Raw genomic sequence first — 677 nt, 5'->3', positions numbered from 1 at the left:
CGTTCAAAGCCGGTCAAAGACCCCTATGGATGGGGATCATCTACCATCGTGAACATTTTGAAAAAACGAGAGTATTTGGGGCACACCATCAATTTCAAGACCCGCAAGCACTTTAAGGACAAGAAAAGCCACTATGTTTCTGAGGACGAGTGGACGATCTTTGAGAATACCCATGAAGCCATTATCGACCAGCAGACCTTTGATCTGGTGCAGAAAATCCGCAGCAATGTACGGCGTTATCCAAACGGCTGGGGCGAAGCAGCTCCCCTCACAGGCTTACTCTATTGTGCCGATTGTGGCGGCAAGATGTATGTCCACCGCACCAACAATGGCAAGCGGATTTCTCAATATACCTGTTCCAATTATACCAAAGTTCCGTGTGGGACACTATGCCTTACACAACACCGTATCAATGAGAGTGCTGTTCTGACATTGGTTTCCGACACACTCCGGGCTATCGCTGAATATTCGAGAAATGACCGGACGGAATTTATTCACACTGTTCAGGAGACGCAGGTTGCTCAACAGAGTGCCGATATATCGAAAAAGCGCAGGCATCTGGCTACTGCCCAAAAGAGAGCCGGAGAACTGGAAAAACTGATTTGCAAAATCTATGAGGATAACGCCCTCGGCAAGCTGCCGGATACACGATATAAGGCGCTTGATGCACAGTATGC

The 677-nt window shown here is 48.2% G+C and carries 1 protein-coding gene; it reads left to right on the top strand.

Annotated features, from left to right (window positions below; genetic code table 11):
- The coding region (locus tag ACESZP_RS17945) for a recombinase family protein (RefSeq protein ID WP_499709954.1) at nt 1-677 on the top strand (677 nt) is incomplete at both ends.

It is taken from the genome of Candidatus Dorea massiliensis AP6, assembly GCF_964245105.1.
GTDB classification, from domain to species: domain Bacteria; phylum Bacillota; class Clostridia; order Lachnospirales; family Lachnospiraceae; genus Laedolimicola; species Laedolimicola intestinihominis.
The sequence above is the reverse complement of the archived record's forward strand: the minus strand, read 5'-3'. Positions and strand labels throughout refer to the sequence as shown.